This is a genomic window from Blastomonas sp. 34TW (genome assembly GCF_059803595.1).
In genome coordinates this window covers 69,070-95,786 of the sequence record NZ_JAPFGW010000007.1, presented here as the reverse complement: position 1 = coordinate 95,786, position 26,717 = coordinate 69,070, and the positions used below count along the sequence as shown (strand labels likewise).

Annotated in this window: 23 protein-coding genes; 9 read left to right on the top strand and 14 right to left on the bottom strand. The window is 64.9% G+C overall.

The genetic code is table 11. From position 1 onward, the window contains the following. Positions 1 to 72: 72 nt before the first annotated feature. On the bottom strand, positions 73 to 1,089 hold the full coding sequence (locus tag OPU69_RS10650; protein ID WP_060978676.1) for a LacI family DNA-binding transcriptional regulator: 1,017 nt from the start codon (positions 1,087 to 1,089) through the stop codon (positions 73 to 75). Positions 1,090 to 1,256: 167 nt separating this feature from the next. Here OPU69_RS10650 and OPU69_RS10645 point away from each other — a divergent pair, with 167 nt between their 5' ends. From OPU69_RS10645 to OPU69_RS10635, 3 genes are all read left to right on the top strand, one after another. Further along, positions 1,257 to 2,759: a UxaA family hydrolase gene (locus OPU69_RS10645; RefSeq protein WP_498510915.1), complete on the top strand. Its 1,503-nt coding sequence runs from the start codon at positions 1,257 to 1,259 to the stop codon at positions 2,757 to 2,759. Between the two features lie 80 nt (positions 2,760 to 2,839). Continuing rightward, the gene (locus OPU69_RS10640) at positions 2,840 to 3,655 is read left to right on the top strand and encodes a 2-keto-4-pentenoate hydratase (RefSeq protein ID WP_498510913.1); all 816 of its coding nucleotides are present in this window, start codon (positions 2,840 to 2,842) and stop codon (positions 3,653 to 3,655) included. Positions 3,656 to 3,728: 73 nt separating this feature from the next. Continuing rightward, on the top strand, positions 3,729 to 5,027 hold the full coding sequence (locus tag OPU69_RS10635) for an MFS transporter (RefSeq protein ID WP_498510911.1): 1,299 nt from the start codon (positions 3,729 to 3,731) through the stop codon (positions 5,025 to 5,027). 4 nt (positions 5,028 to 5,031) lie between these two features. On the opposite strand, the gene OPU69_RS10630 is transcribed toward OPU69_RS10635, so the two are convergent. The 8 genes from OPU69_RS10630 to OPU69_RS10595 form a co-directional block, all read right to left on the bottom strand. After that, complete coding sequence (locus OPU69_RS10630) at positions 5,032 to 6,495, bottom strand: glycerol kinase (protein ID WP_498510909.1); 1,464 nt, start codon at positions 6,493 to 6,495, stop codon at positions 5,032 to 5,034. Then, on the bottom strand, positions 6,485 to 7,102 hold the full coding sequence (locus OPU69_RS10625; protein WP_498510907.1) for a 3,4-dihydroxy-2-butanone-4-phosphate synthase: 618 nt from the start codon (positions 7,100 to 7,102) through the stop codon (positions 6,485 to 6,487). The genes OPU69_RS10630 and OPU69_RS10625 overlap by 11 nt, the downstream gene beginning before the upstream one ends. Further along, positions 7,099 to 7,677 (bottom strand): NADPH-dependent FMN reductase, encoded by a 579-nt coding sequence (locus OPU69_RS10620; protein WP_498510905.1) that lies wholly within the window; start codon positions 7,675 to 7,677, stop codon positions 7,099 to 7,101. The genes OPU69_RS10625 and OPU69_RS10620 overlap by 4 nt, the downstream gene beginning before the upstream one ends. Beyond that, complete coding sequence (glpD, locus tag OPU69_RS10615; protein WP_498510903.1) at positions 7,674 to 9,176, bottom strand: glycerol-3-phosphate dehydrogenase; 1,503 nt, start codon at positions 9,174 to 9,176, stop codon at positions 7,674 to 7,676. The genes OPU69_RS10620 and glpD overlap by 4 nt, the downstream gene beginning before the upstream one ends. Beyond that, positions 9,176 to 10,273 (bottom strand): LLM class flavin-dependent oxidoreductase, encoded by a 1,098-nt coding sequence (locus OPU69_RS10610; RefSeq protein ID WP_498510901.1) that lies wholly within the window; start codon positions 10,271 to 10,273, stop codon positions 9,176 to 9,178. The genes glpD and OPU69_RS10610 overlap by 1 nt, the downstream gene beginning before the upstream one ends. Positions 10,274 to 10,390: 117 nt before the next feature. Continuing rightward, entirely contained in the window at positions 10,391 to 11,305 is a 915-nt protein-coding gene (locus tag OPU69_RS10605) for an aldo/keto reductase (RefSeq protein ID WP_060978685.1), read from the bottom strand. Further along, positions 11,302 to 12,315 carry a LacI family DNA-binding transcriptional regulator gene (locus OPU69_RS10600; protein WP_023837423.1) on the bottom strand — a complete coding sequence of 338 codons (1,014 nt, stop codon included), beginning with the start codon at positions 12,313 to 12,315 and terminating at the stop codon, positions 11,302 to 11,304. Before OPU69_RS10600 ends, OPU69_RS10605 begins: the two co-directional genes overlap by 4 nt. Continuing rightward, a complete protein-coding gene (locus OPU69_RS10595) occupies positions 12,312 to 14,321 on the bottom strand; it encodes an alpha-glucosidase (RefSeq protein WP_498510898.1) in 2,010 nt (669 codons plus the stop codon). The genes OPU69_RS10600 and OPU69_RS10595 overlap by 4 nt, the downstream gene beginning before the upstream one ends. 177 nt (positions 14,322 to 14,498) lie before the next feature. Between OPU69_RS10595 and OPU69_RS10590 the strand changes: the two genes are divergently transcribed. From OPU69_RS10590 to OPU69_RS10580, 3 genes are all read left to right on the top strand, one after another. Continuing rightward, positions 14,499 to 16,841, top strand: coding sequence for a TonB-dependent receptor (locus OPU69_RS10590; RefSeq protein ID WP_498510896.1), 2,343 nt, complete (start codon positions 14,499 to 14,501; stop codon positions 16,839 to 16,841). Between the two features lie 143 nt (positions 16,842 to 16,984). Further along, positions 16,985 to 17,269, top strand: a complete 285-nt coding sequence (locus OPU69_RS10585) for a hypothetical protein (protein WP_060978688.1) — start codon at positions 16,985 to 16,987, stop codon at positions 17,267 to 17,269. Positions 17,270 to 17,373: 104 nt separating this feature from the next. Continuing rightward, complete coding sequence (locus OPU69_RS10580; protein ID WP_498510894.1) at positions 17,374 to 17,847, top strand: DUF3237 domain-containing protein; 474 nt, start codon at positions 17,374 to 17,376, stop codon at positions 17,845 to 17,847. Positions 17,848 to 17,850: 3 nt separating this feature from the next. On the opposite strand, the gene OPU69_RS10575 is transcribed toward OPU69_RS10580, so the two are convergent. Further along, positions 17,851 to 19,098, bottom strand: coding sequence for an MFS transporter (locus OPU69_RS10575; RefSeq protein ID WP_060978690.1), 1,248 nt, complete (start codon positions 19,096 to 19,098; stop codon positions 17,851 to 17,853). Between the two features lie 123 nt (positions 19,099 to 19,221). Here OPU69_RS10575 and OPU69_RS10570 point away from each other — a divergent pair, with 123 nt between their 5' ends. Then, positions 19,222 to 20,313 (top strand): YeiH family protein, encoded by a 1,092-nt coding sequence (locus OPU69_RS10570; protein ID WP_498510892.1) that lies wholly within the window; start codon positions 19,222 to 19,224, stop codon positions 20,311 to 20,313. On the opposite strand, the gene sorB is transcribed toward OPU69_RS10570, so the two are convergent. The 4 genes from sorB to OPU69_RS10550 form a co-directional block, all read right to left on the bottom strand. Next, positions 20,310 to 20,666: a SorB family sulfite dehydrogenase c-type cytochrome subunit gene (sorB, locus tag OPU69_RS10565; RefSeq protein WP_498510890.1), complete on the bottom strand. Its 357-nt coding sequence runs from the start codon at positions 20,664 to 20,666 to the stop codon at positions 20,310 to 20,312. The genes OPU69_RS10570 and sorB overlap by 4 nt on opposite strands. Further along, complete coding sequence (gene sorA, locus OPU69_RS10560; protein WP_498510888.1) at positions 20,666 to 21,865, bottom strand: SorA family sulfite dehydrogenase catalytic subunit; 1,200 nt, start codon at positions 21,863 to 21,865, stop codon at positions 20,666 to 20,668. Before sorA ends, sorB begins: the two co-directional genes overlap by 1 nt. 70 nt (positions 21,866 to 21,935) lie before the next feature. Further along, a complete protein-coding gene (locus tag OPU69_RS10555; protein WP_498510886.1) occupies positions 21,936 to 22,490 on the bottom strand; it encodes a CxxCxxCC domain-containing protein in 555 nt (184 codons plus the stop codon). Positions 22,491 to 22,538: 48 nt separating this feature from the next. Beyond that, a complete protein-coding gene (locus OPU69_RS10550) occupies positions 22,539 to 23,654 on the bottom strand; it encodes a DUF2332 domain-containing protein (protein ID WP_081097186.1) in 1,116 nt (371 codons plus the stop codon). Between OPU69_RS10550 and OPU69_RS10545 the strand changes: the two genes are divergently transcribed. Further along, entirely contained in the window at positions 23,653 to 23,874 is a 222-nt protein-coding gene (locus OPU69_RS10545; RefSeq protein ID WP_155646040.1) for a hypothetical protein, read from the top strand. The two genes, OPU69_RS10550 and OPU69_RS10545, sit on opposite strands and share 2 nt — an antisense overlap. A 284-nt stretch (positions 23,875 to 24,158) precedes the next feature. Beyond that, a complete protein-coding gene (locus OPU69_RS10540; protein WP_208597954.1) occupies positions 24,159 to 26,645 on the top strand; it encodes a TonB-dependent receptor domain-containing protein in 2,487 nt (828 codons plus the stop codon). Positions 26,646 to 26,717: the final 72 nt, after the last annotated feature.

Here is a 26,717-nt window from a genome sequence, read left to right as displayed (position 1 = left end):
GGGAATATTGGCTCGCTTGGTAACCGGTGTCATTGATCGGTGCAAGCTCTATTGCGGGGTGGTAGGATCGGTTCAGACCGGTGCGACGGAGGCGCGCTCGATCAGGTCGGAGAGGAAATGGGATGGCTGATCGCGCGCCTCGACCGGATCGATCAGCTTGATCGCGGCGGCCTTGGCCATCGCCTGGATCGGCCAGCGCACCGTGGTCAGCGGCGGCCAGATGTGCGCGGCGATCGCCGTATCGTCGAAGCCGATGATCGACAGGTCCTCGGGCACCGACATGCCGATGCTGCGCGCGGCGTGCAGCACGCCGGCGGCCATCTCGTCGTTGCTGGCGAAAATCGCGCTGGGGCGAGGCGAGGCGGCGAGCAGTTTCTCTCCCGCGGCGATGCCGGTCTCGAAGGTATAGTTGCCCTCGGCCATGATCGTCTCGTCGATGGCCAAGCCTGCGCTGTCGAGCGCGTCGCGATAGCCCAGCGCGCGTTCCGCGGCGGATCTGAAACCTTCGGGTCCGGCGACAAAGCCGATGCGGCGATGCCCTTGGCCAATCAGATAACCCACGGCCTTGGCGACTGCCTCGCGGTCGTTCGACGCGACCATGTGCACGTCCTCGTCCAACCGCACCGATCCCATCCGGACATAGGTGACGCCAAGTTCGTCGCACAGTTGGGCGAGCGCATCATTTTCCGAAATCGGCGGCAGCAGCAGCACGCCGAACAGCCGCTGCTGGTCCAGAAACGTGCGCACATCGTCGAGCATGTCGGGCGAACGGCGGTTGACCGGGCGCACGACCAGCGCGAATTCGGTATCGCGGATCGCCGATAATATGCCTTCCTGCACGCCCAGCACCATCTGCGCATTGGGGTTGTCGTGGATCAGCCCGATCAGGAAATTGCGGCGCAGCGCCAGCGCGCGCGCCTGCGGATTGGGCACATAGCCGAGCTCGGCGATCACCGCCTCGACCTTTTCGCGCGTCTGCGCATTCAGGAGCGGCGAGCGGTTGATGACACGGCTCACCGTCTTTTTCGACACCCCGGCGAGGCGGGCCACGTCGTTGATCGTCGGCTTGCCGTCCTTTGCCCTGGCCACGTCCGTCTTGCCCCCATTCGCGATGCTACACCGGTGTCAGTGCATGGGACTTCCTAGCCACATGTTTGCGCCAAACGCAATCCCGGCGGGATTGACACCGGTTACCATGGCGCTATGCCTGTGCCCGAGCGACCGTCCCAGAGTCGCGACGCGAGGGGAAACATCACATGCCCGATGCGATGCAGGTGCATGCAGCAGATACGGTTGCGGTGGCCTTGCGTCCCTTGCAGGCGGGTGAACAGGTGTCGCTCGGCAAATCTACCAGCCTGGTGGTCGAAGACATTCCTCAGGGGCACAAATTTGCCTTGAAGGCGCATGAGGCTAACGATCGTGTGGTGAAATACGGCCTGCCGATCGGCCGCGCGTCGGCGGCGATCGCGCCGGGCGCGCATGTCCACAGCCACAATCTGGTGACCGCGCTCGTGGGTGAGGAGCATTATGTGCCGGGCGACGCCCCGGTTGCGGCAGCGGTTGCGCCGTTTGCTGAAGACTCGGTCTGGCAGGGCTATCGCCGCACCGACGGGCGCGCAGGCACGCGCAACGAGATCTGGATTTTGCCCACGGTCGGCTGTGTCGCTTTGACGGCGGAGCAGATCGCGTGCTCGGCGGAGCAGCGTCATGCCGCGCTGATCAGCGCCGGAAAGATCGACGGCATCATCGCCTATCCGCATCCGCACGGATGTTCGCAGCTCGGCGACGATCTGGCGGGCACGCGCGCGCTGCTCGCCGGGCTGGCGGCGCATCCCAATGCGGCGGGCGTGCTTCTGCTGGGACTGGGCTGCGAATCGAACCAGTTGGCGGCGCTGATCGATGCGATCCCGCCGTCCGCACGAGCCAAGGTGCGGAGCCTCTCGTCGCAGGCGGCGGGCGACGAGCTGGCCGAAGCGGGCGCGATCATCGATGCGATGGTGGTCGAGGCGGCCTTGGCAAAGAGAGAACCGCTACCGCTGGGTGCATTGGTCGTGGGGCTCAAATGCGGCGGGTCCGACGGCTTTTCCGGGCTTACCGCCAATCCATTGCTCGGCCGGTTCAGCGAGACGCTCGCTGCGGCGGGCGGTACACCGATTTTGACCGAGATTCCCGAGATTTTCGGCGCAGAGCAGGCGCTGCTCGACCGCGCGGTCGATGCTGAGACCTTCGCTGAGGCCGCCGACCTCGTGAACCGCTTCAAACGTTATTATCTGTATCAGGGCCTGCCCGTTTCGGAGAATCCCTCACCCGGCAATATCGCTGGCGGCATTACCACGCTCGAGGAAAAGTCGGCGGGCGCGGTGCAGAAGGCCGGGACCGCGCCGCTCACCAGCGTGATCGCCTATGGAGCGCAAGCTGACCGGCCCGGACTCGCGCTGCTCGAAGCGCCGGGCAACGACGCTGTGTCTTCGACCGCGCTGACCGCCGCCGGGGCGACTTTGGTACTGTTCACGACCGGACGCGGGACGCCGCTCGGTTTTCCCGCGCCGACGGTCAAGATCGCATCGAACCGGGCGCTGGCGACCAACAAGCAACACTGGATCGATTTCAATGCTTCGGCCGCGCTCGAAGACACATTGGAGACGGTCGATCGCGCGTTTCTGGACAGGTTGCTCGCCATCGCCAGCGGAGAACGGACGGCGGCTGAGCGCGCGGGGCAGCGGGCGATCGCTATCTGGAAAAAGGGTGTGACGCTCTAAGGGAAAGGGTAGCGGGAACGCCGCCCCTTGCGGATGACACCGGTTTCCTCTAGGCATCGCGATTAGAGAAGGACGACAGGATGGGGATGGAATTGCAGGTCAGTGCACAGGTGGACGCAGTAGCGCAGGCCTTTGTCAGCGCTCGGCGCGAGGCGAGGGCGCTGAGCGATTATCCGGGCGTCGCCCCCGCCGCGCTGGACACAGCCTATTCCATTCAGGACCGTGCCATCCACTTCGATGGCCGCGCGGTGGCGGGCTGGAAGGTCGGGCGGATCAATCCCCCGCTCGATGGCACACTGGGCGCAAACCGTCTTTCAGGACCGATCTTTGCCGACAGCATCGTCGATGCCGCCTCGGGCGCTGCGCCCGAGATGCCGGTGTTCGAGGGCGGCTTTGCGGCGGGCGAGGCGGAGATCCTGCTGCATGTCGCCCCCGGATTTGCCGGCCCGGTGCCGACCGATGACGATGGCACCCGCGCAATCCTCGACGATGTGCGGCTCGGCATCGAGATTGCCAGTTCGCCTTATGCGCGGATCAATCTCGATGGACCGGCGGTCACCGTGTCCGATTTCGGCAACAATGCCGGCGTGGTGCTCGGCGCAGAGCTGACCGGTTGGCGCGAGGTGGATCTGTGCGCCATTCTGGTGCGCAGCGAGATCGATGGCGCAGAGGTCGGCCAGGCGACTGCGGCCACGATGCTTGACGGCCCCTATGGCGCGGTACGCTTTCTGCTGGCAAACCTGATCCAGCGCGGCTTTGACGTGTCGAATGGGCTATGGGTTTCGACCGGCGCGATCACCGGCGTGCACGAAATCGCGGTGGGGCAGAGTTTCCGCGCCGAATTTGTCGGACATGGCGACGTGCATTGCCGCGTGGTTGCAGCGCAGCCGCGCTGACGGGGCAGGACGCCAAAGAAACGGGATGCTGGCGGATCGGTAACGGCCGGGCGCTGCTTTGGGAGAGCTGAACATGGTTGAATCCGCCGCAACTGCGACACGGTCCCAGGCGCTCGACGCCGCTGCGGGCAGGGCAGGGCGCTATCGCTGGGTGATTGTCGGGCTGCTGTTTGCGGCGACGGCCATCAACTATATCGACCGGCAGATGATCGGCGTGCTCAAGCCCACGCTGGTCGCCGAGTTCGGCTGGACCGAGACCGACTTTGCCGCGATCGTCTTCTGGTTCCAGGTCGCCTATGCGATCGGCTATATCGGCTTCGGGCGGATCGTCGACGTTATCGGCGCGCGCCTGGGCTATGCGGTCGCGATCGTCATCTGGACCGCCGGGCATATGGCGCATGGTCTCGCGACCGGCGTGACCAGCTTTGCCGCCGCGCGCTTCGGCCTGGGCATCGGCGAAAGCGGCAACTTCCCCGCCGGGATCAAGGCGGTCACCGACTGGTTCCCGCAGCGCGAGCGCGCCTTTGCCATCGGGCTGTTCAATGCCGGGGCCAATGTCGGCGCGATCATCACCCCGCTATTGGTGCCCTGGCTGGTGCTGATGTTCGATTGGCGCATGGCCTTCTACATCACTGGGATTTTCGGCATTGTCTGGCTGATCGCGTGGTGGGCCATCTACCGCCACCCGACCGAGCACAAGAGCGTTTCGGCGGGAGAACTCGCCTGGATCCAGCAGGACCCGGCAGACCCGGTGGAAAAGATCGGCTGGGCCAAGCTGCTCACCGTGCGCGAGACCTGGGCCTATGCACTCGGCAAGTTCCTGATCGATCCGATCTGGTGGTTCTTCCTGTTCTGGCTGCCCGGTTATCTGTTCGAGCGCTACGACATGGACCTCAAGACCTTCGGTCTGCCGCTCGCCGCGATCTATCTGATCTCGGATGGTGGTTCGATCTTCGGCGGCTGGATGTCCTCGCGGCTGATCAAGGCGGGCAAGACGCCCAATTTCGCGCGCAAGGCGACGATGCTGGTCTGTGCGCTTGCCGTCACGCCGATCTGGTTCGCGCAAGGCATCGAAAGCGTATGGGGCGCGGTGCTGATCATTGGCCTTGCGACAGCGGCGCATCAGGCCTTCTCTGCGAACCTCTACACGCTGCCGTCGGACGTGTTCCCGCGCGGTGCGGTGGGTTCGGTCGTCGGTATCGGCGGCACTATCGGTGCGCTCGGCGGCATGGGCATGGCGCTGTTCACCGGCTATATCCTCGACAGCACGGGCAGTTACGAAATCCTGTTCGCGATCTGCGCGAGCGCCTATCTCGCCGCGCTGCTGGTCGTGCACCTGCTGAGCCCCAGGCTCGCTCCAGCGAAGGTCTGATCCTTCAGCAGCGCAGCGCCTTGGTCCACTGGCCGAGGCGCTGGTCGCGCGCCGTGCTCTCCATCTGCGGATCGAAGGTCTGGATCGGCGCGACCATAGCGCGCGCCGCTTCCAGCGAGCCATAATGGCCCGCACCGATCGCCGCGAGGATCGCCGCACCGCGCGCGGTCGTCTCGACATCGCTCGGGCGTTCGCACGGGATGGCCAGCACATCGGCAATATCCTGCGCGATCCAGTCATTGGCGCTCATCCCGCCATCGAGCCGCAGCACCGACCAAGGCGCGCCATCGGCGGCAAAGGCGCGGCCGAGATCGTGGAACACATTGGCGACCGATTCGAGCGATGCGCGGATGATATGCGCGCGCGTCGTCGCGAACGAGAGTCCTGTGATCGAACCGCGCGCATCGGGCAGCCAATAGGGCGCGCCGAGGCCGGACAGGGCGGGGACCACGACCACGCCGCCGCTATCGGGAACCGAACGGGCGAGCGCCTCGCTCTCCGCGGCATTGCCGAGCAGGCCGATGCTGTCGCGCAGCCATTTGACCAGGCTGCCTGCGACGAAGACCGATCCCTCGAGCGCGAAGCTGCGCGTGCCGTTCACCTCGCACAGCACCGTTCCGAGCAGGCGATGCTCCGATCTGGGCGGGGTCTGGCCCATGTTCGCCAGGATGAAGGCGCCGGTGCCGAGCGTCGCCTTGGTCTGCCCGACATCGAAACAGCCCTGGCCGATGGTCGCCGATTGCTGGTCGCCCGCCAGACCCGTGATCGGGATAGGGGTGCCGAACAGCTCGGGCTTGGTTGTTCCAAACGTTCCGGTGCTGGCCACCACTTCCGGAAGCGCCGCGCGTGGAACGCGGAACAGGTCGCACAGGCCATCGTCCCGGCTCTGCCCGGTCAGTGCGAGCAGGCTGGTGCGGCTGGCGTTCGACACATCGGAAATGTGCAAGCCGCCGGTGAGGTTCCACACCAGCCAGCTTTCGATCGTGCCGAATGCGAGGCGGTCGCCCAAAGCGTCAGCGCCGTCGATATTGCGCAGCATCCACGCCATCTTGGTCGCGGAGAAATACGGATCAAGCAGCAGGCCCGTCGTCGATTGCACCGCCGCTTCGTGCCCGTCGGCGCGCAAGCGCTGGCATTGTTCGTCGGTGCGCCGGTCCTGCCACACGATCGCCTTGCCGAGCGGCTGGCCGGTCGCCTTGTCCCAGGCGACCACGGTCTCGCGCTGGTTGGTGACGCCGATCGCGGCGATCCGCTCGGCTCCGCCTGCGCGCGCGACCATTGCCTGCGCACAGGCGAGCGTGCGCTCCCAGATTTCGGTCGCATCATGTTCGACCCAGCCGGGTTGCGGGTAATATTGCGTGATGTCGCGCTGCTCGGTCGCGATCCATTCGCCTGCCAGCGTGTAGAGCATCGCGCGGGTTGAGGTGGTGCCCTCGTCGAGTACCAGGATCAGCGGATCAGTCGCCATGCGCAGCCTCCGTTTCGGCCCCTTCGTCCAGCAGTTCGCCGATATCCGCGATCTCGAGCCCGAAGCGCTCGACCAGATCGGCAATGTCGCCGGGCCGCGCCATCTCGCCATCGTCGCGCATGATCGAGCAGATCACCGCCGCATCGCCGCAACCGGCGCGACGCGTCAGCTCGATCGCGGCCTCGGCGGCGGCAGGGCGTTCCTGAACTCCGCCGGGCGAGCAGATCAGCGGAAAGATATGGCCGGGCGACACGATGTCATCGGCGGTAGCATCCGCCGCGACCGCGACACGCACGGTCTGCGCACGGTCGGCGGCGGAAATACCGGTGGTGACGCCCTCGGCCGCCTCGATCGAGCGGCCCAGGGGCCTTCCCGATTGCCGGTCCTTGCCGGGGTTCATCAGGCCGATGCCCAGCCGCATCGCGCGGTCTTGCTGCATCGCAAGGCAGATCAGCCCGCGCCCGTGCGTCGCCATGAAATTGATCGCCTCGGCGCTCGCATGCTGCGCGGCGACGGCGAAATCCATGTCGCCCCGGCGGAAGCGGTCGCCGGTGATGATGATGACCTTGCCCGCTTTGAGGGCCTCCACCGCGCCTGCGATGCTCATGCGGCGGGCCTTGCCATCGCACTCAGGCTGGTCGCGCCCTGCACGACCTGCTGGCCGACCATGTCGAGCTGCATCCGCGCGCGATCGTCCAGGCATTCGCCATCGGGCGAATAGAGGCCCGGATAGGTGCGGATCGTCGCGCCCATGGGCGTCGGCCAGCCGCGCAGCGCGTGGACGATGCTGCGCAACGTCTGCATCGTGCTCATCGTTGCCTGGTCGCCATAGGCCGTGGCGATCAGCCCGACCGCGCGCCCATCGAGATAGGGACGCGTGTCCTTCGACAAATCTTCGAGATAATCGAGTGCGTTCTTGACAAGGCCCGAGATCGTGCCGTGATAGCCGGGTGCGGCGAGCAGCACGCCATCGGCGGCGCGCACCGCGTCGACCATCTCGCGCCCTTCGGCACCGGCATGCGCGGTGGAGCGATAATGCGGCAGCGCGGCGAGATAGGCCCCGTCGAACAGCTGCACCTCTGCGCCGTGGGCTGCGGCGCTGGCCATCGCGGTGCGCAGCGCCAGTTCGGTGGTGCTGCCGATCGAAACGGTGCCGCCGATCGCGACGATGCGGGGTGTCATGCTACGGGTTCCTTCTGGAAAAAGCGTTCGAGCGCGGCTTGTTGCTCGGATGAAAGATGCAGGCCGAGCTTGGTGCGACGCCAGAGAATGTCCTCGGCGGTGAATGCCCATTCGTTGGCGACAAGATGCCGAATTTCGGCCTCGGTCAGGCCATGGCCGAAATGTTCGCCGCAATCAGCAAGGGTTTTGGCTTCGCCCAGGAAGCGCGCGGCAACCGTGCCATAGGTGCGAATGAGTCGCTCGGCCCATCCGCCTTCGAGAAACGGATAGCGCGCCCGCAGACCAGCGATTTGCTGCGCAACATCGTGCACGCCGAAATTGCCGCCGGGCAGGGGCCTGGCGTGAGTCCAATGGTCGCCGCGCAATGCGGGTACACGGCTCGCGAGCTGGTCCACGGCTTCCTGGCTCAGGGTGCGGAAGGTGGTGATCTTGCCGCCGAAGACAGAGAGCATCGGTGCGCCTTCATGCTCCTCGGTCAGGTCGAAACGATAGCCGCGCGTCGCCGCTTCGGGCTTGCCCGACCCGTCGTCGACCAGCGGTCGCACGCCCGAATAGGTCCACACGACATCGGCGGGGGTCACTGGCTTCGCAAAGAAGCGGCTCGCGCCCTCGCACAGATAGGCGATTTCCTCTTCGCTCGCGACAATCGGTTCGCCCGGCTGCTGGTCGCGATCGGTGGTGCCGATCAGCGTGAAATCCTGCTCATAGGGGATGGCGAAGAAGATGCGGCCATCGGGCAGCTGGAAGAAATAGGGGTGCGGATGATCGAACAGCTTGGCGACGACGATATGCGAGCCGCGCACGAGGCGGATCGACTGTTTGGGCTGCTCGCCCGACTTGCCCAGAATGCCGAGCACCGAGGGGCCGGCGGCGTTGATGATCGAACATGCAGTAAAATCGCCCTGCGGCGTCTCGATCCGCCAATGCTCGCCGACGCGCTCCAGCTTCGTCACCGGGCAGCGCGTATGCACCTTAGCGCCGTGATCGGCGGCATCGCGCGCATTGAGCACGACGAGCCGCGCATCATCGACCCAGCCATCCGAATAGACGAAACCGTGCACGAACTCGGGCTTGAGCGGCTTGCCGGCCGGGTGCCGGTCGAGCCGGATCGTCTCGGTCGCGGGCAGCAGCTTGCGCGCGCCGATATGGTCATAGAGGAACAGCCCCAGCCGCAGCAGCCAGCGCGGGCGCAGTCCCTTGACCCAGGGCAGTACGAACCGCATCGGCCACATGATATGCGGCGCGATGCCCCAGAGGATCTCGCGCTCGCCCAGGGCCTCGCGCACCAGGCCGAATTCGTAATGCTCCAGATAGCGCAGGCCACCATGGATCAGCTTGCTCGAATTGGACGAGGTGCCGCTCGCCAGATCCTGCGCCTCGAGCAGCAGCACCCGTGCGCCGCGCCCGGCGGCATCGCGCGCAATGCCGGTGCCATTGACGCCGCCGCCGATCACGGCGACGTCGAACATTGCGGCCTCAGGATGCGGCGTCTGGTCCATCAGATCTCGAGCGGCCCGTGCTGGATGTGCGGCAATACGTAGCGTGCGAACATATCGGCTTCCTGCACATGCGGATAGCCCGAGAGGATGAACGCCTCGATGCCCTCGGCCTGATAGGCGCGCAGCTTGGCGAGCACCTGATCGGGCGTGCCGACGATCGCCGCACCGCAGCCCGAGCGCGCACGACCGATGCCCGTCCAAAGATTCTCCTCGACAAAGCCGTCGCCATCCGCCGCGCCGCGCAGTTCCTGCTGGCGCTGGACGCCATAATTCTTGGCGTCGAGCGACTTTTCGCGGATCGCCTTCCCGGCCTCGTCATCGAGCTTGCTCAGCAGCCGGTCGGCATAGGCGCGCGCCTCGTCCTCGGTCTCGCGGACGATGACATGGACCCGGTAGCCGAACTTGAGCGTGCGCCCGTATTTTGCCGCACGCGCCTTCAGGTCGGCGATATTCTCGCGCACCTTGTCCATCGTGTCGGGCCACATCAGGTACACGTCGCATGCTTCGGCCGCACACTCGCGCGCCTCGTGGCTGAGGCCGCCGAAATAGAAGGCAGGGCATTTGCCCGACAAGGTGGTGATGCGCGGCGGGTCGAGCTTCAGATTGTAGAAATCGCCCTGGAAGTCGAGCGCTTCGCCGTTGAGCAGGGTACGCACGATCTTCATGATCTCGGTCGCGCGGGCATAGCGGGGGCCGGATTCGATCTTCTCGCCCGGCATGTCGGACGAGATGATGTTGACGTTCAGCCGTCCGCCGGTGCCCGATGCATTGGGGCCGAGAATGCGGTCGAGCGTCGCGATGCGGCGCGCGAGCTGCGGCGGCCAGTCCTCGCCCATGCGCGTCGCCCAGAGCAGCTTCATGCGGCGCACCTGCGTGGCGACGGCCGCAGCAAAGGCGGTGGTGTCGAGCCCGAGCGAATAGCCAGAGGGCAGCAGGATATTGTCGAACCCGCCTTCTTCGGCGCGCAGCACGATGTTGCGGCAATGCTCCCAGCTTGACTGCAGATAGGGATCGGGCACGCCGAGGAACTCATAATCGTCGTCGCACAGCGCCGAAAACCAGGCGATTTCGCATTGTTGGTCAGGTGTTTGGGTCATCGTTCGGGTCCTTCGGTCTGGCGCGGGGCCTTCGACAGGCTCAGGCTGAGCGGATGGTAGTTCAATGGAAGCTCCAACCCCGCTCATGCTGAGCCTGTCGAAGCATCCTGCGCATCATCAGGGCAGGGGCTCGCCGCGCGCGGCGACCAGCACCGCGTACCAGTCCTGCCGCGTCCAGCGGACCTTGAGCGCAGCTGCCCCTTCGGCGATGCGCTCGGCCTGTTGCGATCCGATGATCGGCACGATGCCCGCTGGGTGCGCCATCAGCCAGCTATAGGCCGCGACGCTGCGCGAGACGCCCTGCGCCTCGGCCACCGCGTCGAGCGCCGCCGCCACGAGCCGGTCGCGCGCGGTCTCCGCCGCTGCCAGACGACCACCGCCCAAGGGCGACCAGGCCATCGGAGTCAGCCCCATCATCATTGCCTGATCGAGCTCGCCATTTTCGAAGCACGTGATGCGCAAGGGGCTGATCTCGGGCTGGGTGGTGACCAGCTTGTGGCTTAGGAAATGATCGAGCGCCGCAATCTGGTGCACGGTGAAGTTCGACACCCCGATGCTGCGGATCTTGCCTGCGCTCACTGCATCGTCGAGCACGCGCGCAACCTCCTGAGGGTGCGCAAGAATGTCCGGGCGGTGGATTTGCCACAGATCGACCATATCGACCTTGAGGCGCCGCAGCGAATTGTCGATCGCGGTGCGCAGATAGTCCGCGCTCTGGTCATAGGGCAGGGGGGGCAGGATGCCGCCCTTGGTCGCGAGCACCATGCGGCTGCGCAGGGCGGGATCAGCGGCGAGCACCTCGCCCAGCAGCGCCTCGGCATCACCAAAGCCGCCCTGGCCGTCAAAGCCGTAGATGTCCGCCGTGTCCAGAAAGTTGATTCCGGCATCGAGCGCCGCGTGCACCAGCCGCGTCGCGTCGGCTACGCTGCGGCCGTTTTCAGCGAGGCGCCACATGCCCCAGGCGATGGGAGACACGGCAATATCGCTTCGCCCGAGTTGGCGGAATTCGGGTGGCAAAGGCAGTTCGCTCATGAAAAGGTCCTGTTTGGGGGCGCTACCGAGGCGCGTTCGACAAGTTGGTGGGGAAGGCGGCGATGGGTGATGTCGCCGCCTGCGATGAGGATTTCGGTGGCCGTACGCGCGAGTTCCGCCATCGGCTGGTGGATGGTCGTCAGCGGCGGCCAGACGGTGCGCGCGAGCGTGGTATCGTCGAAGCCTGCGACCGAAAGCTCGGCGGGCACGTCCATGCCGCGGTCGTGCGCCACCGCGAGCACGCCGGCGGCCATGTCGTCATTCGAGGCGAAGATGGCGCTCGGCCGCTGCGGCAGATCGAGCAGCGCACGTCCGCCGCGCACGCCGGAATCGAAATCGAACTCGCCATCGCAGACCAGCACCGGATCATAGGGCAGGCCCGCGCGGTCGAGCGCGCGGCGATAGCCGAACAGCCGGTCGTCCGATGCCATGTGATTGGGGTGGCCCTTGATGAAGCCGATGCGGCGGTGCCCGGCATTGATCAGGTGCGTGGTCATGTCGTCGGCGGCCTGGGCATCGTCCATGAACACCGAACTCGTCAGCGCGTGGTTGGTGCCCGGCGAGATGCGCACGAACGGCACGTCCAATGCCTCGAGCGCGCGCAGTACCGGATCGCAATCGGTCACTGGCGAGGAGAGGATGATGCCATCGACATGCGTTTCGGTGACCAGCCCGCGCACCTGTTCGCCCACCTGCGGGTCGGCGACATCGACCGGCTGGGCAAGCAGGCGGATGCGGTTGGCGCGGCAGAAATCCCAGCAGCCGGTCTGGATCTGGAACATGTAATAGGGGCTGTGATTGTCGTAGATCAGCGCGATCTGGTTCGATTTGCCGCCCGACAGGATGCGCGCGGCGACGCTGGGGCGGAAATCGAGGTCGCGCATCGCCTCTTCCACCCGGTCGCGCGTCGCCTGGCTGACATAGGGGTGGCCGTTCAGAACCCGGCTCACGGTCTTGACCGCCACGCCCGCCTTGGCCGCGACATCGCGGATGTTCGCCCGTTCGCTCATCGCTCCAGCGCCTCGTTCAGGCCCGCGAACAGCGCGGCAAAGGCGCTGTCGGGGCGATAGAAGACCGGTGGCTGGCCGATCGGCGCAGCAATGCGGTGCGTGCCGGGGGCGTAATCCACGCCGCTCCACACATGACGCCATTGCCCCACACCGGGCAGAATGACGTCGCGCGCTTGCCCACCCTGTTCGATCACCGGGGCCACCAGAAGGTCGGCACCGTAGAGAAACTGGTCCTGCACCGTAAAGAGGGCAGGGTCGTGCGGGTAATGCAGGAAGAGCGGGCGTTGCGCGGGCAGGCCTTGCGCACTCGCTTCGCCGCACAGGTGGCGGACGTAAGGGGCGAGATGCGCGTGCACCCGGCTCCATCGCGCAAAGCAGGCCATCAGTTCGGGCGTCGAGTCATATTGCAGATTGTCATCGGGCCGGTTGCCCTCATGGCTGCGCATGACCGGCGCAAAGGCGGCGAGCTCGCACCAGCGCTGCATCAGCTCTTCGGTGCGGACATTGCCGTGCAGCGAGGTATAGCCGCCGCAATCCGAATGGCTGTACGCATTGCCGACCAGACCTGCGGAAAGCGCGCCGGTAATCACCGTGCCGATGCCGTCGTGCCGGGTGAAATCGACCGACTGGTCGCCTGCCCAGAGCAGCGGGCAATGCGCCTGCACGCCCGAAAAGCCCGCGCGCATGAAGAAGACTGCATCGCCGGTGCGGCCCCGGCTTGCGACTGCGCGCGCGTTGACCTCGGCCCACAGCACCGGCCAGCGGTTGTGCGTCTCCATCGGATCGGAACCATCGGCTAGGCGAAGGTCGGTGGGCAGATACTCGCCGAAATCGGCCATCCAGCCGTCGATGCTGATATCCAGCATCTCGCGGCCCAGCACGCGCTCGGCGAACCAGGCGCGGGTTTCCTCGCGGGTAAAATCGACCACGCCGCAATCGAACTCGCCGAAATCGACCAGATGCACGTCGTCGCTGTCGGTACGCAGACAAAAATGGCCGCCGCCTGCCGCTTCGGCGAAAAGCTCGCCATCCACGGATATATAGGGATTGGCATAGGCCATGAACCTGATGCCGCGCTGGTGCAGGTCTGCAATGCGCGCCTTCAAGTCCGGATAGCGCTGGGCACTGCGCTCTCCGTTATGCCAATCCCAGAACAGGCGACGGCCAAAGCTGGTTTCGCGGATGCCCGCCCAATCCTCGCACCACAGGGCAGAGACGGCGGTGCCCGCTTCGATGAAACGCTCCATCCGATCGAAGCTCGATGCGCCAGACTTGAGGCCCAGGATCGCGCCGCCGATCGCCCAGTCTGGCAATTCGGGCTGGCGACCGAAGCGCTTCGACAGCACCGAGACGAGCTCGAGCGGACCATCGGCGGCGAAAAGTTCGAAATTCGCGGTGTCGCTCCACACGTCCACCGCGTGGAAGCCGGGATCGGTGAAGTCGAGCACGCTGTAGCAACTGGCGTCGAGGTGCACCGCGATCCAGCGCGAAGTGAGGAAGGTCGGCTGCGGGTAATTGGTGTTCCAAAAGTCGCCGCCCGCCATGCCCTCGGCGTCCATGATGCGGGTGAGCTCGGTCGACTTGTCGCGGCCGACGCCGGGCTCGCTGGTCCAGATGGGGAAGGCGCGGCCATTCAGCGCCAGATAGCTCATCTGCTCGCCGCCGCCCCAGGCGCATTCGCCCGGTTCCGCATGGAGGCGCACGCGCAAGCGGTCGTAGTCCGGCAACAGGGCCTTGATCGTCAGCCGATTGCCCTTGGTCGAAATGACTGCGACGGGCGCGCCATAATGCAGCAATTCGATACCGCCATCGGTTTCATTCCAGTCCGCCAGTGCGATTTCTTCGCTCGGCGAGTCGGAAATGCGAAAATTGCCGCGAAACATCGTGATATCGGGATTGCCGCGGGCCATGACCACCGCAGGACAGCTCGCGCGGTGACGCAGCACGATCCGGTCTCCGAAAAGGAGATCGAACCCGTCATTCTGGGCGTGCACCCGCAGTTTCAAAGCGTTTTTCCTCACCCTGTGCTCGCACTGTGGCGAAATGGCCGCAGCCATTGTCCGTTTTTCTGACACCGCTTGACATATCGAGCCAGTCATAGCAGATCAAGCGCCAATCGCGGCGACCATATCAAGGGGCAGCAAGCCCCCGCTACGACCGCATTCTCGCAGGGAGAGGGTATCATGAAGCTTTCCAATCTATTGTCCGTCCGTGCCGCCGCGCTGTCCGCGACCGCGCTTTCGCTCGCTTTCGCGATGCCCGCATACGCGCAGGACGCTGCCGCCGATGACAATCAGGGCGGCATTACCGAAATCGTCGTGACCGCGCAGAAAGTCGCAGAAAACGTGCAGGATGTGCCGATCGCGATCACCGCGATCACCTCTGAACGGCTCGAGACCACCGGCGTTACCAGCCTTGAAGGGCTGACCCAGCTTGTCCCCTCGGTTTCGTTCCGCAAGGGCACGACCAGCGCCAACAGCGCGATCGTGATGCGCGGCGTCGGCACCATCACCTTCTCGATCGCGGCCGAACCCAGCGTCTCGACCGTGGTCGACGGCGTCGTGCTCAGCCGTTCGGGGCAGGCATTCATGGACCTGGTTGATGCCGAGCGTCTCGAGGTGCTGCGCGGGCCGCAGGGTACGCTGTTCGGCAAGAACGCGTCCGCTGGTCTGGTCAATATCGTTTCCAAGGGCGGCACCGATACCCTGCAGGCCGAAGCCCGGCTCGAAGCGTTCGACGATGACGAATATCGCCTGCGCGGCGCGATCTCCGGGCCGCTCGCCGAAAATCTGACCGGCCGCATCACCGGCTTCTATGGCAGCTATGACGGCAATATCACCAATATCAACGGTGGCCGCCGCAACCGCATCAACGGTTACGAGCACTATGGCGCGCGCGGTATTCTCGATTACGACAATGGCGGCACGCGCTTCCGCTTCATCGCCGATTATTTCGAGGCCGATGACGATTGCTGCGCCGATGTGACGGGCGTCAGCCGCGGCGCAGTGCTCGATGCCGAGCTCGGCCTGCCGGGCGGCGTGGCGCGCGGGGTCAACCAGCGCTTCGTCAACCACAATCTGGTCACGCGCACGCTCGACAAGCAGTGGAGCCTGACCGCCAGCGCAGATTTCGACGTGCTGACCGACCATGTGCTGAGCGCGATCGTCGGCTATCGCAACTGGGAAAACACCGAGATCCGTGAAGGCGACTTCCTGCCGCGCGCGATCGTCGGCACCGGCGAACTGCACGACAATGGCCAGGTCCGCACCGAACAGCTCTCGCTCGAAGTGCGGCTCGCTTCGGACCAGAGCAAGCCCTTCTTCTACCAGATCGGCGGCTTCATCTGGGGCTCGGACAACGAGCAGGACTTTACTCGCCGCAACATCACCTGCGCCACCTCGACCCTGCCGATCGACCCGATCACCGGCGGTCGTCCGTGCAACGTCAACGATCGGGTAAACACCATCTTCCCGACCGCGACCTCGTTCAGTGCGGTGGAATCGCGCAACTATGCGATCTTCGGCCAGGCAACCTATCGCCTGAGCGACATGTTCGCGCTGACCGGCGGCCTTCGCTACACCTGGGATGATCTGAGCTTCATCCACACCCGCGCACCAGGCGTCAATGCCACGACCGGCCTGCCTGCGACCGGACCCGGCGTCTCGGGCGCACCTGCGGGCGGCACGATCGCTTCGGGCGGCAACGGCACCAACACCTCGCGCGGCGACAGCTCGAACGGCAATCTTTCGGGCCGTGCGGTGCTGCAGTTCACGCCGAGCGAGGACGTGATGCTCTATGGCAGCTATACCCGCGGCTACAAGGGCCCGGCGTTCAACGTGTTCTTCAACCACACCGCGCCGACCAACGCGATCCCCATCGACGAGGAAACCTCGGACGCGTTCGAAATCGGCCTCAAGTCGCAGTTCCTCGACAACCGCGTGCAATTCAACCTGTCCGCGTTCACCGTCACCTATGACGGCTTCCAGGCGAACAATTTCGTGCTCTTGAACGGCGCGGTCGTCTCGAACCTGACCAATGCCGGTTCGGTGAAGAGCGAGGGCTTCGAGGTCGATCTGCTCGCGGTGCCGGTCGACGGCTGGACGCTGCGCGCGAGCGGCGCCTATGCCGATGCCACGGTCAAGCGGTTCAACCCGAACCCCGCGACCAACGCTCCGGACGCCCGCAACGGCACCCAGCTGCCCTTGGCGCCGAAGTTCACCTGGACCATCGGCACCAGCTACGAGCGCGATCTGGGCGGGTTCAAGATGTACCTCGATACCGATTTCCGCCATGTCAGCCGCCAGTTCTCCGACCTTGGCGAACAGGGCCCGATCGCGGCCTATGGCATCTGGAATGGCAGCATCGGCTTCTCCGATCCGGACGACAATTACCGCGTGAGCTTCCTCGCGCGCAACATCACCGACAAGGCCTATGCGCTGCTCAACGTCAGCGTCGGCCAGCGCCTGCAGATCCCGCGCGACGCGGACCGCTATTTCGGCATCAGCCTGCGCGCACGCCTGCGCTGATCGATCGATCGTCAAGCGAAACGAAAAAGGGCCTCGGACGCAAGTCCGGGGCCTTTTTCCTGCCCGGCGCAACGCCGCGAGCTCGTGGGCGCAACTCGAAACGCATTGTTGTCCAATGGGACGGAAGATGAGATGGTGCTTCTATGAACCGCCTCCTGGAACAGGCATCGCGCGTGGCCGTTCATGTCGAACGGCTGAAGCCTGCCATCACGTTGGCGGGCTGGATCGGCTTCGCGCTGGTGACAGCAGATTATGCCGGTTTCATCGATCTTCCGGTGCTTATCTATATCCCGCTGTGGCTGGCGATCGTGACCAGCATCTGCCGATGGGCGCTTTGGGAGGGCTTGATCAAGCCCAAGGTCATCGCACCGTACGACAAGGCAACCGCATCGTCGAAACCGTCGCCACGTCCTGAAGATGACCGCTAAAAGCGGGGGGCGCGGCTTCGCCTTCAGTGCGCAACGATGCGAAGCTTCCGTGGCATTGGCTTTCGATCTTTGCTGCATGCTGGTCGAATGTTAGGCCTTCTCCCATGAAGCAGCTCGTCCACCGCCATCTGATGACCTTGCAACTCGAGGTCGATTTCGCCCGCACCCGGCGCATCGGGGCCATTGCATCAGGCTATCGGGGTATCGCGCAGGTGACCGGCGGGTCGTTCTCCGGCGAGCGGCTGAGCGGTGCAGTCGAAGGCGGGGCGGACTGGTATGTCATCCAGCCTGATGGCACGCTGCTGATCGATGTTCGGCTGAACCTGACCAGTGACGATGGCGTGCCGATCTATCTGAGCTACCAAGGAGCGATGCGCGGCAAGGGTGACGCCATGGCACGCTTTGCCAAGGGGGCGCTGCTCGAACCAGACGAATACAGCATCGTCGTCCAGGCGCGGCTGGAAAGCGGGGATGCGCGCTATGCCTGGCTCAATGCACTGACGCTGGTCGGCACGGGGACGCAGACCTTGTCCGGGCCGATCTACGAGCTGTTCGAGATCGGCCAGCCTCTGGGTTGAGCGTCAGCCCGCAACGCCAGCTTCCGCTTCCTCCGCGAGCCTGAGCCGCGGGATCATTACCTGGATGAACGCCAGCGCGACCAGATAGGCGCTGCCGCAGATCGCGAACAAGGGCACATAGCCCATGCCGCTGCCCAGCGAATAGCCCGCAAACTCGATGATCGCGGTGCCCGAGAGGTTGCCTGCCACCGCGCCCAGCGCGATCACGCTCGCGACGCGGGTGGCGGGGATGATGTCGGCGGTCATGCCGAAGACATTGGTCGAAAAGCCCTGATGCGCGAACAGCCCCAGGCCGATCAGCACCGCGGCGATCCACGGATTGCCGGTCTGGAGCGACAGGGGCATGGCGAGCACGACCAGCGCGTAGAACAGCATCGATGTCTTGCGCGCGCCGTTCACGCTCATGCCCCGGCTGAGCAGGATCGGATAGAGCCCGCCCGAGGTGATCGCGCCCAGCGCCGCGAGGGTGAAGATGATCGCGATCGGCCAGCCGAGCTCGCCTTGCGAAAGGCCGAACTGGCGGTTGAAGAAATCGGGCATCCAGAACAGCACGAACCACCAGACCGCATCGATGCAGAATTTCGCGCCGATCACGGTCCAGGTCTTGCGGTCGGCCAGCAGGGTGCCCCAGGGCACGCGGGCGCGCTCTGGAATGTCGCCCAGCGGCTTCAAATTGCGGGTGCCCCACCACCATCCGGCGAGCCAGACAAAGCCGAGCGCACCCGTCACCCAGAAGGCCGCCTGCCAGCCGAAGGCGAGGGCGAAGGGCGGGATTAGCAGCGGGGTGAGGATCGCGCCGATATTGGGCGCGGTATTGATAAGGCCAATGGCGATGCTGCGCTGCTTCACCGGCAGATAGGTCGCGGCTGCCTTGAGCCCCGCAGGCGTGCTCACCGATTCGCCCGCTGCCAGAATGACACGCGCGGCGACGAACTGCTGTACGGTCTGTGCCAGCGCATGTGCCATGCCCGCCGCGCTCCAGACGGTCACCGCGATGGCATAGGCGACGCGCACGCCGAGGCGATCGACAAACCAGCCGACGAACAGCAGCGTGCCTGCAGCGGCGATCTGGAAGGACGAGCCGAGATGCGCATAATCGGCGTCGGACCAGCCAAATTCGGCCTCGAGCGTGGGCTTCAATAGCGCCAGCACCTGCCGATCGACATAGTTGAGAGCGTTGCCCAGGAAGAGCAGCACGACGAGCGCGATCGCTGCGCCGCGTGCCATGCCCTGATGCCGTGCCTCGTCCATCGCCGATCCTCCCATATGCGCGCCTGTCTACGACGCTTCGGGCTTGCACGATAGCCGCTCGCGCGCGTAAGGAAAGCCCAATATGACACCGAAGGACATATATCGGGGGCGAGGGGAGCGGCAATGAACGGCAAGCGGCAGGATATCGACTGGGATTCGCTCCCCGCAGCGGGCGACCTGTTCGGTGAAATGTATCTGGCCGAAGCCGCGCCCAAGCCCCATGCCGAAAAACCGCGCGACACGATCTTCCAAGGCCTGGCGATCTGCGCGATTGCCGCCGGGGCCGCGGCCTGGCTGTCCGAACATTATAATTTCCCGATCATTCTGCTCGGACTTCTGATCGGCCTGTCGTTGAGCTTCGTCGCGCGCGATCCGCGCAGTCACAAGGGGCTCGATTTCGCGTCGCGCACCTGCCTGCGCTTCGGGGTGGTGCTATTGGGCCTGCAGGTGACGTTCGAACAGATCGGCTCATTGGGCGTGCAGCCCTTTGCCGCGCTGGCTGCGATCATGACCGTCACGTTCCTGGCAGGTATCCTCGGCGCGCGGCTGGTCGGCCAGTCCAATTACACCGGCATCCTGGCGGGCGGGGCGACCGCGATCTGCGGCGCCAGCGCAGCAATGGCGCTCTATGGCATCATTGGCCGCGAGCGATTGAACCAGTCGCAATTCGCGATCACACTGGTGGTGGTTTCGCTCTTCAGCGCGCTAGCGATGTCGCTCTACCCGATCCTGGCTGAATATCTTGAGCTCACCGACCAGCAGGCCGGGTTCCTGATTGGCGCGTCGATCCATGATGTCGCGCAGGCGATCGGCGGCGGCTATGCGTTTTCCGAAAGCGCGGGGAGCTATGCTGCGATTGTGAAGCTCTCGCGCGTCGCGATGCTCGCGCCCGTTGTCATCATCACCGGCCTTGCCATCGGCAATGCGGATCAGGCCGAGGGCAGCCCCTTGTGGAAGCGGCTGGCTTTGCCCTGGTTCATCGTCGCCTTCTTCGCCGTCGTGCTGGTGAATTCGCTCGTCGCGATGCCCGATCCGGTGCGCGATTCGGCACTCAGCCTGTCCAAGGGGCTGCTGCTGATCGCGGTGATCGCGACCGCGATGCGCAGCCGCATGGACCTGCTGATGGAAACCGGCGTCCGCCCCGCCATCCCGGTGCTGATCGCAACGCTGACGAGCCTCGCGGCCTCGTTCGCAGTCGTCATCGTGCTGTTCTAGCCGAACCGCTCGGCGAGCAGCTTCGCGATCGCCTCGGCATCGCCGGGTTCGACCGGTGCGCCATAGACCTTGACCATCTTGGTCACCTCGTCGTGCCAGAATTTTTCGCCCATGCCGCGCGGCTGGGTGGTGACATATTCGAGGCTGTGGCACGCGGTGCAGTTGTTGACCACGATCTCGGCACCCGCGTCGGACAGCTCGTCGGGAATCGCTTCTTCGGGCAGCTGATAGCTGACCGGCTCCATCCGCGCGGCAACGATATCCGGCCCTGCGTCGCGATCCATCAGCGCCCAGGTCACGCCGCCAGCGGCCACTGCAAGCAGGCCGAGCCCGATGATCACTCCCTTGCGCATCACACGGCCTCCACGTTGATCGTCTCGACGACGTTGCGCATATAGCCCGCAGGCTGCCAGCGCGGCTCCATCGGCTGGGTCTCGCCGCCCGCCGTCTCGGCGCGCACGCGCAAGGCATGCCGCCCTGACGCGAGCGTCAGCCCCAGCTTCCAGTCGCGGAACGAATAGCGGCCCAGATCCTCACCCAGTTTTGCCTCCTGCCAGTTCCGGCCGTTATCGGGCGAAACGAGCACGCGCTTGATCGGATCGCCGCCGCTGAAGGCGATACCGCGCAGCTCGGTCGTCTGGCCTGCGCTGACCTTCGCGCCATCCGGGTGGCTGGTCAGGAACGAACGGACGTTGAACCGGGCGATCGGCACGGTCTTGTCGGGCTTGGTGCCCGGCTCGACGCACCGGCAGTCATTGTCCGGGATGCGATAGGCGGTCTTCATCCAATAGCCGTCGAATTCCTTGTCGACGACATTGATCTCGCTGAGATGCTTGACCCAATAGGTGCCGAAATGGCCGGGCACGATCAGGCGCAGCGGATAGCCGTTGAGGAAAGGCAGTTCCTCGCCGTTCATCGCGAACGCGACCATCACCTCGCCATCGCGCGCATGGTCGATATCGAGCGCCTTGACGAAATCGGCGATCCCGTCGGCGGGCGGATTGTCGAGGCCGTTGAAGGTGACCTGGGCAGCGCCCGCGCGCACTCCGGCCTTGGCGAGCAGATGCTTCAGTGCCACGCCCTGCCAGCGCGCATTGCCCATCGCGCCATGGCCCAGCTGGCCGCCCGCGACGCGCGGCGTCACGAAGCCGCGACTGTTCCCCGAACACTGGTTGACTGCAACGATCTCGCTCACCGGAAAATCGCGGCGCAGCGACTCGAGCGTCAGTTTCAGCGGCGTTTCGACATGCCCGCCGATCGCGAGGTGGAAGCTGCGCGGATCGATCTCGGTCGGCAGGCCGGACAGGTGATAGCGCACGAAAAACGCGTCATTGGGCGTGAGCAGGCTTTGGTCGAAAACGGAAAACGGCGTTTCCAGCTGCGGGGGGCGGCTGGTCAGCAGGATCATCTCGCGCTTGCCGGGCAGTTGCACCAGCGGGCGCGTGCCATTGGCGAAGGGAAGGGTGATCGTGCCGCCCGAAGACTTGCCGACCGCGCCCAGCAGAGCCGCACCTGCGCCTGCCACGAAAAGCCTCCGGTCGATTCCGCTCATTCCCGCTCCCCTATCGTCATTCTGGCGCGCCGCGCGACGCGTCTGTCCAGCGTTAGTCAGAAAATGCCGGTCAGGCAAGAAAGGCGGCATATTGCGTCCGCCAGGCCGCGACTTCATCGGCAAGGTGCATGGGTGGCGCGCTGCCCGACAGCACCAGTTCTGCGACGTCGTTTTCCGGGTGCATCAGCATCTTGCGCTTGCCGTCGCTGAACCACACGGCCAACGGCCGATCGCAAATGGCGTCAAGCACGCGCGCGGCCATGCCGCTGGCGATCGCGTCGCTGCCGGGCAGCGCCAGCACGGTGAGCGCAATGGCTTCGAACGGGTGGCGCGCCTCGCGGTGAAAGCTCACCGAAACGATCAGACCCGATCGATCGGGGCGCGCTTCGTCGGGCAAGGCGGCAATCCTGCGCCAGGCGCAGAACCAGGTCCGGCAGATGGTCGGGCGCTCGGCATGGATGCTGCAGCCTGTCGGGCAAAGCTGCGGGCATGGGGTTCCGGCAGGTTTTTGAAGGTCGGGCGTATCGACCTTCAGCGTGACGCAGCACGCGGTGCAGCCGCCGCAATCGCGATCGGCCAGGACCGGGCCCAGCAACAGGGTCTCAAGATCGTCGGGGTCCGCCATCTGCCAAGCTGTGACGGTCGGCGCGGGTGATTGCAAGCGGCCCGGCGATCAGCGCCAATGAATCCATTCGCCATAAGGATGGCAGGTCGCCAGGAACCGCTGCTCGCCGCTCGGCCAGCAGGTCAGCGACAGCCGCACCTCGCTGCGATCAGGCGTCCATTCGAGGCTGATCCACGCGAGCGGCTTACGCTCGGTCGCGAACTGGCCCGACTGCACGATGATCTCCGCGAGGCGTGCGCGCTGCGGCTCGGGCAGATATTGGCGGAACATCGAATGGACGACGACACGGCAGGTGTCGGCCGATTGCGGTGCCGCCAGCTTCTGCGCGATCCACTCCAGAGCCTCGGCCTCGTCGATCTGGGGCGGATGTGCGCGGGCGATATCGAGCGCATGCTCGAGCCGGGCGATGCGGTGGTGCTGGTCGGCCCAGATGAACGCCAGCAGTCTTTCGCAGCTATCGGCATCGCGGGCGTTGAGCGGGTGCAGATCCGCCCCGCTGGCCGATGCAATGCTGACCGGCGCGGCGACCGGTTGCGGGCCGCGCCATTCGGGGGTGATTTGCAGCGCTGACGCAGGGTCGCCCGCCTTCACTCCGCCAAGATCGAATCCGTAACGACCAAGATTGAGGTTGAGGCCGCAACTGGTGCCAAGTTCGAGCAGTTCGAACGGCAGGGCAAAGCGGTCTGCGGCCACCATCAGCGCCGCCATCAGGGCGGCGGACCGGCCGACTTCGTTGGTCTGGGTGGGATCGCGCAGCCATTGCAGAATGAATGCGTCGGAATGCGCCAGCGCAATCGCCAGGGCGCGATCGAAATCGGCATGTTCGCCCCGGTACAACGCGCTGAGTTCAGGAACGGTGCCGCGCCGGGCAACGGCATGGAGCGCGCCGTTCAACCGCATGGCGAGCGCCGCTGCGGCGCGGTCGCCCGGCCAGGTCGCGATCACCGCTTCGGTCATCGGGGCGTGGGAAAGCTGGCGTTCGGCGGCCTCGAGCACGCGGGCGACGAAGTCCGACCCCAGGTTCCGGCAGACGGCAGCCTGACGCGACAGCTCTGCATGTACGGGCGCCAGGGCAAAGGGCGCGATCGGTGTTATCGGAGATGCCTTGGCCCGCGGCGGGTGCGTCGTTCCGGCGATATTCTCTTTGGAAATGAGTGCAGACATGATTCTCGCCAACGAACAAGTCGGCAAACACTCCCGACCCCCGTCCAACTGGCTAGGTAATCAGCGTAAACAAGTGGTTAACAAAGTCGGGATGGCGCGTCATGACTTGACCTGTTCGGCATCATGCGAATCGCTGATTGGCTGGTCAAGGTCCGGCGAATCGGAGCGCGCGGAGCAGAACAAGGGCATCGACACTGATAAAGCGGCGCCGAATCGCTGATGCTTGCTAATTTTGCAATTATGATTGCAACAATTGCAAATATTGGAAAATCAACATGTTAAGTTTTATGCAAAGGTTCGCAGGCGAACATTGCGGGGCGAGCGATCGGAGCGCCAGTATCGAGAGAACCGTTGGATTTGAGCCACTTTCCCCCCATTTCTGGGCTATGGTTCAAGCTTAAAAAGAGCGAGGAGCCAAGTATTCGCTGAGCGCAGTGCGTTTAACTTTGCTTTAAGCATGCAAACTTAACCGCTGCCCCATCCAATAGTTTTGGGGGGCTCAAAGTGAAATCTCTTACAACTGCAATCTATAGCTGTGCATCGACTGTCGCGATCGTTTCCGCCTTTGCAGCGCCGGTGGCGGCGCAGGAAGACAAGCCGCAAACTGCCTGGGAGGCAAGCCGCACGGTCGATGAAGGCGATGTCGTTACCACCGGTGTGGCACGCGGCCGCGACCGGCTGAACAGCGCGACCTCGACCAGCGCGATCAAGGAGAACGACATCGTTCGCCTGGCGCCGCGGTCGTTGGCCGAGCTTTTCCGCAACATTCCGGGGATCCGCGTCGAAGCGGCGGCCGGTGAGGCGCAGAACAACTATACCGTCCGCGGGCTGCCGATGGTCAATGGTGCCAGCAAGTATATCCAGATCCAGGAAGATGGCCTTCCGGTGATGGAATTCGGCGATCTGATGCGCCTGACGCCCGATATCTTCGTCCGCGCCGATTTCAATGTCGGCCAGGTCGAATCGATCCGTGGCGGATCGGCCTCGACCTTCGCCTCGAACGCGCCGGGCGGCGTCATCAACCTCATCTCGAAGACCGGAGAGGTCGAAGGCGGATCGGTGATGGCGACGGTGGGCGTCGACTTTGAAAGCTATCGCACCGATTTCGACTATGGTGGCCAGCTGGGCGATGGCTGGCGCTTCCACGTCGGCGGCTTCTACCGCGAGGGCGAGGGAATCCGTGAAACCGGGTTCAACGCCGCGCGCGGCGGTCAGGTGAAGTTCAACGTCACCAAGCAGTTCGACGGCGGCTATATCCGCGTTTATGGCAAGCTGCTCGACGACCGCGTGCCGACCTTTACTGGCACGCCGCTGCTGGTGACCGGCACCAATGCCGATCCGTCGTTCCGCGATCCTGCCGGGGTCAGCAGCCGCACCGATTCGCTGCTTTCGCCGACGCTGCCGGTCGTGCTGACGCTCGGTTCGTCGGGCCAGGTCCGTCGCCGCAATTTCACCAACGGTGTCGAGGCGAATGCCAAGACGCTCGGCTTCGAGGCGCAGTTCAGCCTGGGTGACTGGACCGTCACCAACCGCTTCCGTTACGCCGACCAATCGACGCGCAACACCACGCTTGTCGTCTCGTCGGCAGCGCCGGCTGCGCAGTTTGCCTCGCGCTTCGGCGGCGCGGGCGGAGCGTTCCGCTATGCATCCGGACCGCGTGCCGGGCAGCCGTTCAGCGCTGCGGGCGGCAATGGCCTGGTCGCCCTGTCGTTCTTCTCGGACAATGACGCGCCCGATGTGAGCAACATGACCAACGATCTGCGCATCAGCCGGGTATGGCCCGTCGCCGGTGGCGATCTGACGACCACCGCGGGCCTGTATCGTTCGAACCAGAAGTTCATCTCCGAAATCGGCTTTGCCACGTTCTTCCAGGACGTTGTGGGGGGAGGCCAGGCGGTGCCGCTCGACCTCGTTACTGCGGCAGGCGCTCTGGTCACCGATGGCGGCTATCGCAATTTCGGCGGCCCGGGCGCTGCGGGCAACATCCGCGACAATGCCGTGACCTATCAGACCACCGCACCCTTTGCCTCGGTCAACTTTGCCAAGGGCAAGATCGCCATCGGTGCCTCGGTGCGCTGGGATAACAGCCGGGCGCGGGGCAATGCGATGAACGACAGCGGCGTCCGCACCTTCGACATGAACGGCAACGGCGTCATTTCTGCACCCGAACGTCAGGTGTCTTTCGTCCCTGTCGGCGTGACCCAGCCGGTCCGTTACAGCCACGATTATCTGTCCTACTCGGTCAGCGTGAACTATCGCATCGCCGAACCCTTTGCGATGTTTGCCCGCTACAGCCTCGGCGGTCGCGCCGCAGCCGACAAGATTCTCTTCACCTCGGCAATCAGCCCGACCACGGGCGCCCTGCTGAATCCGGCGGCAGGCGACGACAGCGTGCGCCAGGCAGAAATCGGACTGAAATACCGCAAGGATGGCCTGGTCCTCAATCTGACCGGTTTCCATGCCAAGACCGATGACACGAACTCGCAGATTCTGACCAATCCCGCCACGGGCCAGCTCGAGCTGCTCTCGGTCACGCGCGGCTATGAAGCTTATGGTCTCGAATTCGAGGGCGGTTTCCGCCGCGGTCCGTTCAGCATCACGGCGCACGCGACCTATACCGAAGCGGAAATCAAGAGCGCCGAGAATCCGGCGCTGGTGGGCAACATCCCGCGCAACCAGCCCAAGCTGCTCTTCGGGCTGACGCCGCAATTCGACACCGACCTGTTCACCGTCGGTGCCAACATCATCGGGGTGACCGACAGCTTCAGCCAGGACGTCAACCAGCTGCGCATGCCGGGCTATACCACGGTTGGCCTGTTCGCACAGGTCCGTCCGATGGAGCGGCTTGAGCTCAGCATCAACGCCAACAACGTGCTGAACGAGCGCGCCATCACCGGAATTTCCGAAGGAGCGATCCCGGCATCCGGCGTGGTGATGGCGCGGCCGCTGTTCGGCCGTTCGATCTCCGCATCGGCGCGCTTCTTCTTCTGATCGGTGCGTCAACGGCTCGCCCCTTGTCTGCTGGTACACTGCCAGTGGCAGGGGGCCACCGGCGACAAGTTT